The organism is Lentzea sp. NPDC004782 (genome assembly GCF_040609115.1).
Taxonomy (GTDB): Bacteria; Actinomycetota; Actinomycetes; order Mycobacteriales; family Pseudonocardiaceae; genus Lentzea.
In genome coordinates this window covers 1-4,963 of record NZ_JBEXJN010000143.1, presented here as the reverse complement: position 1 = coordinate 4,963, position 4,963 = coordinate 1, and the positions used below count along the sequence as shown (strand labels likewise).

General features: G+C 71.3%; 4 protein-coding genes and 1 pseudogene. 2 read left to right on the top strand and 3 right to left on the bottom strand.

Going from position 1 to position 4,963, the window contains the following annotated elements; genetic code table 11:
- Positions 1-66: 66 nt before the first annotated feature.
- The gene (locus tag ABZV40_RS46240; protein WP_355456492.1) at positions 67-1,335 is read left to right on the top strand and encodes a glycoside hydrolase family 3 C-terminal domain-containing protein; all 1,269 of its coding nucleotides are present in this window, start codon (positions 67-69) and stop codon (positions 1,333-1,335) included.
- Positions 1,319-2,365, top strand: a complete 1,047-nt coding sequence (locus ABZV40_RS46235) for a LacI family DNA-binding transcriptional regulator (protein ID WP_355456491.1) — start codon at positions 1,319-1,321, stop codon at positions 2,363-2,365. The genes ABZV40_RS46240 and ABZV40_RS46235 overlap by 17 nt, the downstream gene beginning before the upstream one ends.
- 57 nt (positions 2,366-2,422) lie before the next feature.
- Here ABZV40_RS46235 and ABZV40_RS46230 read toward each other — a convergent pair whose 3' ends face one another.
- The 3 genes and pseudogenes from ABZV40_RS46230 to ABZV40_RS46220 form a co-directional block, all read right to left on the bottom strand.
- Positions 2,423-3,442, bottom strand: coding sequence for a LacI family DNA-binding transcriptional regulator (locus ABZV40_RS46230; RefSeq protein ID WP_355456490.1), 1,020 nt, complete (start codon positions 3,440-3,442; stop codon positions 2,423-2,425).
- Entirely contained in the window at positions 3,439-4,809 is a 1,371-nt protein-coding gene (locus ABZV40_RS46225) for a GH1 family beta-glucosidase (RefSeq protein ID WP_355456489.1), read from the bottom strand. Before ABZV40_RS46225 ends, ABZV40_RS46230 begins: the two co-directional genes overlap by 4 nt.
- A gap of 2 nt (positions 4,810-4,811) precedes the next feature.
- Positions 4,812-4,963 (bottom strand): annotated as a pseudogene (locus ABZV40_RS46220) (carbohydrate ABC transporter permease); the annotation flags it as partial.

The window sequence follows — 4,963 nt, the reverse complement described above, 5'->3', positions numbered from 1 at the left end:
GGCGGGGGGGGCGGCTCCCTGTCCCCCTTGTCTGGGGGGGCGGCGCCGCGCCCGGCCTCGCTGTGGGTGGGGGGGGGGGGCGGGTGGGGGCGCGGGGGGGCCCCCCCCCCCGCCGCCGAAGCCGACGTCGCGATCGTCGTCATCGGCAACGACCCCCACATCAACGGGCGCGAGACACAGGACCGCGCGGACCTTGAGCTGCCGCCGGCCCAGGCGCGACTGGTGGACGTGGTGCGCCAGTTCAACCCGCGCACCGTGCTCGTCGTGGTGAGCAGCTACCCCTACGCGCTGGTGCGGGAGAACGAGCACGTTCCGGCGATCCTGTGGACCTCGCACGGCGGTCAGGAGCTCGGCAGGGCGCTGGCCGAGGTCGTGTTCGGGCTGTCGGCGCCGTCCGGGCGGCTCACCCAGACCTGGTACCGCGACGCCGGCGATCTGCCCGACCTGTTCGACTACGACATCATCCGGTCCCGCGGCACCTACCTGTACTTCGACGGCGAGCCGCTGTACCCGTTCGGCCACGGGCTGAGCTACACGACGTTCGGCTACGGCGAGCTCGTGCTCTCCTCGCCGGAGGTGCGTCCCGGTGCCGAGCTGGTGGTCTCGGTCGAGGTCACCAACACGGGGCCGGTGTCGGGTGCCGAGGTCGTCCAGCTCTACGGACGGCAGCGCGAGTCCCGCGTGCCCCAGCCGCTGCGGAAGCTGCTGGCGTTCGAACGGGTGGAGCTGCAGCCGGGGGAGCGCCGTCTCGTCCGGTTCGTCCTGCGCGGTGACGACTTCTGGCACTGGGACGTCGTCACGGGGCGCGAGCTCGTCGAGACTGCGGTGCACGAGCTGTGGGCGGGGCCGTCCTCACAGGTCGCCGCGAGCCGTGCCGAGGTCCAGGTGGTGGGTGAGACGCCACCGCTGCGCGACCTCGCGGGTGCGACGCTGCGCGCGGACTGTTTCGACGACTACGCGGACATGACCCTCGCCGACGAGACGAGGGAACACGGCACCGTCGTCCTCAGCGCGGCCGCGGGGGCGTGGCTGAGGTACGACGGAGTGCGTGCCGACGGCCGCGCGGCCCGTGCGGTCGTGCGGATCGCCGCGCAGACGGGCGGACCGGTGGCGGTGACGGTGCGCCTGGACGACCCCGTGACCGGTCCCGTCGTGGCGACCGCGGAGGCGGTGCTGCCTCCGGATCCCTACTCCTGGCGGGAGATCGAGGTGCCGGTGCCGTCCGCGGTGCCCCGATCGTCCGCGCGCAGCCTGTTCGTCGTCCTGAACCGCGCGGGAGTGCGGTTCGCGGAGATCACCTTTCGAAGTGGCGGTGGACATGATCACCATCGTTGACGTGGCAAGGCACGCGGGTGTCGCCACGAGCACCGTCTCGTACGTGCTCACCGGCAAGCGACCGATCTCGGCGGCGACCAGGTCGAGGGTGCTGGAGAGCATCCGGGTGCTCGGCTACCACCCGCACGTGGGCGCGAGGTCGTCGGCGATCAGCCGCACCAACGTGGTGGCCCTCGCGGTGCCGTTGCGGGACGGCCTGCACGTGCCGGTGGTGATGCGAGTGGTGAGCGCGGTGGTCACCGCCGCGCGGCACCACGGCCTGAACGTGCTGCTGATGACGGCGGACCGCGGTGTGGACGGTCTGCGCACGGTCGCGGGCAGCGCGCAGGTCGACGGTTTCCTGGTGCTGGACGTCGAGATGAACGACGAGCGGGTGCCGTTGCTGCGCCAGCTCGCCCAGCCGTCGGTGCTCGTCGGCCGGCCCGCCGTCACCGCCGGGCTCACGTGCCTCGACCTCGACTTCGAGGCCGCCGGTGCCGCCTGCGTGGACCACCTCGCCGGCGCCGGGCACCGCCACATCGGCTTCCTCGGCGCCCCCACGGCGGTCTACCAGCGCAACACGGCGTTCGCCCACCGCACGATGGTCGGGTTCAGCGCGGCCGCCATGCGCAGGGGCATCACCTCGACCATCGTGCCGACCGCGGGCGACCACCAGTCCGTGTTCAAGGCGGTCCAGGCGTTGTTCCGCGGACCCCAGGCGACGACGGCACTGGTGGTGCACAACGAGGCCGCGCTCGGCTGGGTCACCGCCGCCCTGCGCGCACTGGGGCGCAAGGTGCCGGAGGACGTGGCCGTGGTCGCGATCTGCCCGGACGAGCTCGCCGAGCAGACCTCACCCCCGTTCACCTCGGTGCGGCTGCCGGCCGAGGAGCTCGGCCGGCGTGCGGTCGAGCTGCTGGCCGGCAAGCTCGACGGCCGGGCCGTCGAACCGTTGACCCTGCTCGCGCCGAAGCTGGTCGAGCGGGCGAGCACGGCCGGGGTGCACAGCCGGACCCTGATCCGGCGAGTGCCCCCGGCCGCGACGGCTTAGGCCGTGTCCTGCAAGCCTCGTCCGTGACTCTCATCGAACGGACTTGCAGCACACGGCCTAAGCGCTCGCGCGGAACACCATCGACGTCGGCAGCAACACCGAAGGCGGCAGGCCTTCCGCGCCTGCCAGCTCCGCGAGCAACCGCCACGTCATCATGCGGCCCAGTTCCTCGATCTCCTGTCGCACGGTGGTGAGCGGAGGTACCGCCGTGGAGGCCGGCATCGAGTCGTCGAACCCGACGACCGCGACGTCCTCGGGAATCTTCTTCCCCTCGTCGCGCAGGACGCGCAGTGCGCCCAGCGCCATGATGTCGGCGGCCACGAACACGGCGTCGAGGTCCGGTGCCCTGCTCAGCAGCTCCTCCATCGCCAGCGCGCCGCTGTCGGAGGTGAAGTCGCTGTGCACCACCAGGTCCGCCGACCGCTGTGCCTCTCCCACACCTCGCCGCCAGCCGCTGAGCCGGTCGATGCCGACGGTCATGTCCTTCGGTCCGGCGATCGTAGCGATCCTCTTGCGCCCCAACGAGACGAGGTGACGCGTCGCCAGCAGCGCGCCGGTGAAGTTGTCGGCGTCGACGAACGGCACGTCACCGGTGAGGACGGGACGGCCGCCGATGACCACCGGCAACCCGCGGTCGTGCAGGATGTGCGGCAGGGGGTCACCGCCGTGCAGGCTCACCACCAGTGCGCCGTCCACGTGCCCGCCGCTGAGGTAGGCCACGAGGTCGTGGTTGTCCTCCGGCTGGCTCATCATGACCAGGAGCTGGATCCTCTTGCCGATGAGCTCCGCGTGCACCCCGCGCAGCACACCGGCGAAGAACGGGTCCGTGAGCACTCGGCTGCCCTGTTCGGAGATCACCAGGGCGATCGCGTTCGCCTTGCTGCCCGCGAGCGTGCGGGCGGCGTGGTTGGGGCTGTAGCCCAGTCGCTCGATCGCCAGGTTGACGGCCTGACGGGTTCGGTCGCTGACGTGTGCTCCACCGTTGAGGACCCTGGACACGGTCGACTTCGACACCCCGGCCGCGAGCGCGACCTCCACGATGCGCGGACCGGGGCGCCGGCCGTTCAGGTCGGTCACGGTACGGCGACGAGCGCGTTGCCGCGTGCCACCCGGGCGAACCACTTGGCGCTCATCTTGGGTGTCCGGACCTGGGTGTCGTAGTCCACGTGGACGATGCCGAACCGCTTGGCGTACCCCTCGGCCCACTCGAAGTTGTCGAGCAGCGACCAGCAGAAGTAGCCGCGCAGCCGCACGCCCATCTCGATCGCGTCGTGTGCGGCGCGCAGATGGGACTCGAGGTACGAGGTCCGGTCCAGGTCCTGGATCACGCTGCCCTCGACCTCGTCGCGGAACGCGGCGCCGTTCTCCGTGATGTAGAGCGGAATCCGCGGGTACTGGGCGTGCAGTCGCAGCAGCACCGAAGTGAGCCCCTCCGGCCGCACCTCCCAGTCCATGTCCGTGCGCGGGAAGTCCCTGCGGGGGAACGAGTGGTCCCCGACGCCCACCCACGGCGACGGCCCGGTCTCGCCGGGCTCGGCGCTGACGTGGTGCTCGGTGTAGTAGTTGACGCCCAGCATGTCGAGCGGTGCGGAGATGAGCTCCAGGTCGCCGTCGCGGACGTGCCCGGTGAAGCCGAACGGTTCCAGGTCCGCCACGACGTCCGCCGGGTACGCGCCGCGGAACAACGGGTCGAGGAAGATGCGCTGCTGCAACCCGTCCAGCCGCCGCGCGACGTCCTGGTCGGCGGGGGAGGCGGGATCGGCGGGGATGATCGGGTACATGTTGAGCGTGATGCCCACGCGCGTGTAGGCGGTGACGGCCCGGATCGCCTGGGCCGCGAGGCCGTGCCCGAGCAACAGGTGGTGCACGGCGGCGACGGCGGCTGCGGGTTCGGTGCGTCCGGGCGCGTGCACGCCGGCCGCGTAGCCGAGGAACGCGGCGCACCACGGCTCGTTCAACGTCGTCCAGGTGGTGACGCGGTCACCGAGCGCTTCCGCCGTGGCGGTGGCGTAGTCGGCGAACCGGAACGCGGTGTCGCGGTTCGCCCAGCCACCCGCGTCCTCCAGCTTCTGGGGGAGGTCCCAGTGGTAGAGCGTCGGCCACGGCTGGATGTCGTGCGCCAGCAACGTGTCCACGAGTCTGCGGTAGAAGTCGAGCCCGGCCTGGTTGACCGCGCCGCCGTCCGGGCGCACCCGCGGCCAGGCGACGGAGAACCGGTAGGCCTTGAGCCCCAGGTCGGCCATCATCCGGACGTCCTGCTGGAACCGGCGGTAGTGGTCGGCAGCGGGTTCGCCGCTGTCCCCTCCCACGACGTTGCCCGGCACGCGGCAGAACACGTCCCAGATCGAGTCCGTGCGACCGTCCACATCGGTCGATCCCTCGACCTGGAACGCGGCGGTGGCCGCGCCCCAGAGGAATCCTTGCGGGAAAACGATGTCCGTCACATTCATCCCTTCACGGCGCCCTGCATCACACCGGCGACGATCTGCCGCCCGAGGACCAGGAACACGATGAGAACCGGAACCGTTGCGAGCGTGGTTCCGGCGAGTACGAGCGAGTAGTCGACGTAGTAGCCGCTTTGCAGCTTTTCCAGGGCCA

Bases quoted from the DNA above. Each gene is read 5' to 3' on its own strand.
- ABZV40_RS46235 (WP_355456491.1), top strand. From the start codon at position 1,319: ATGATCACCATCGTTGACGTGGCAAGGCACGCGGGTGTCGCCACGAGC.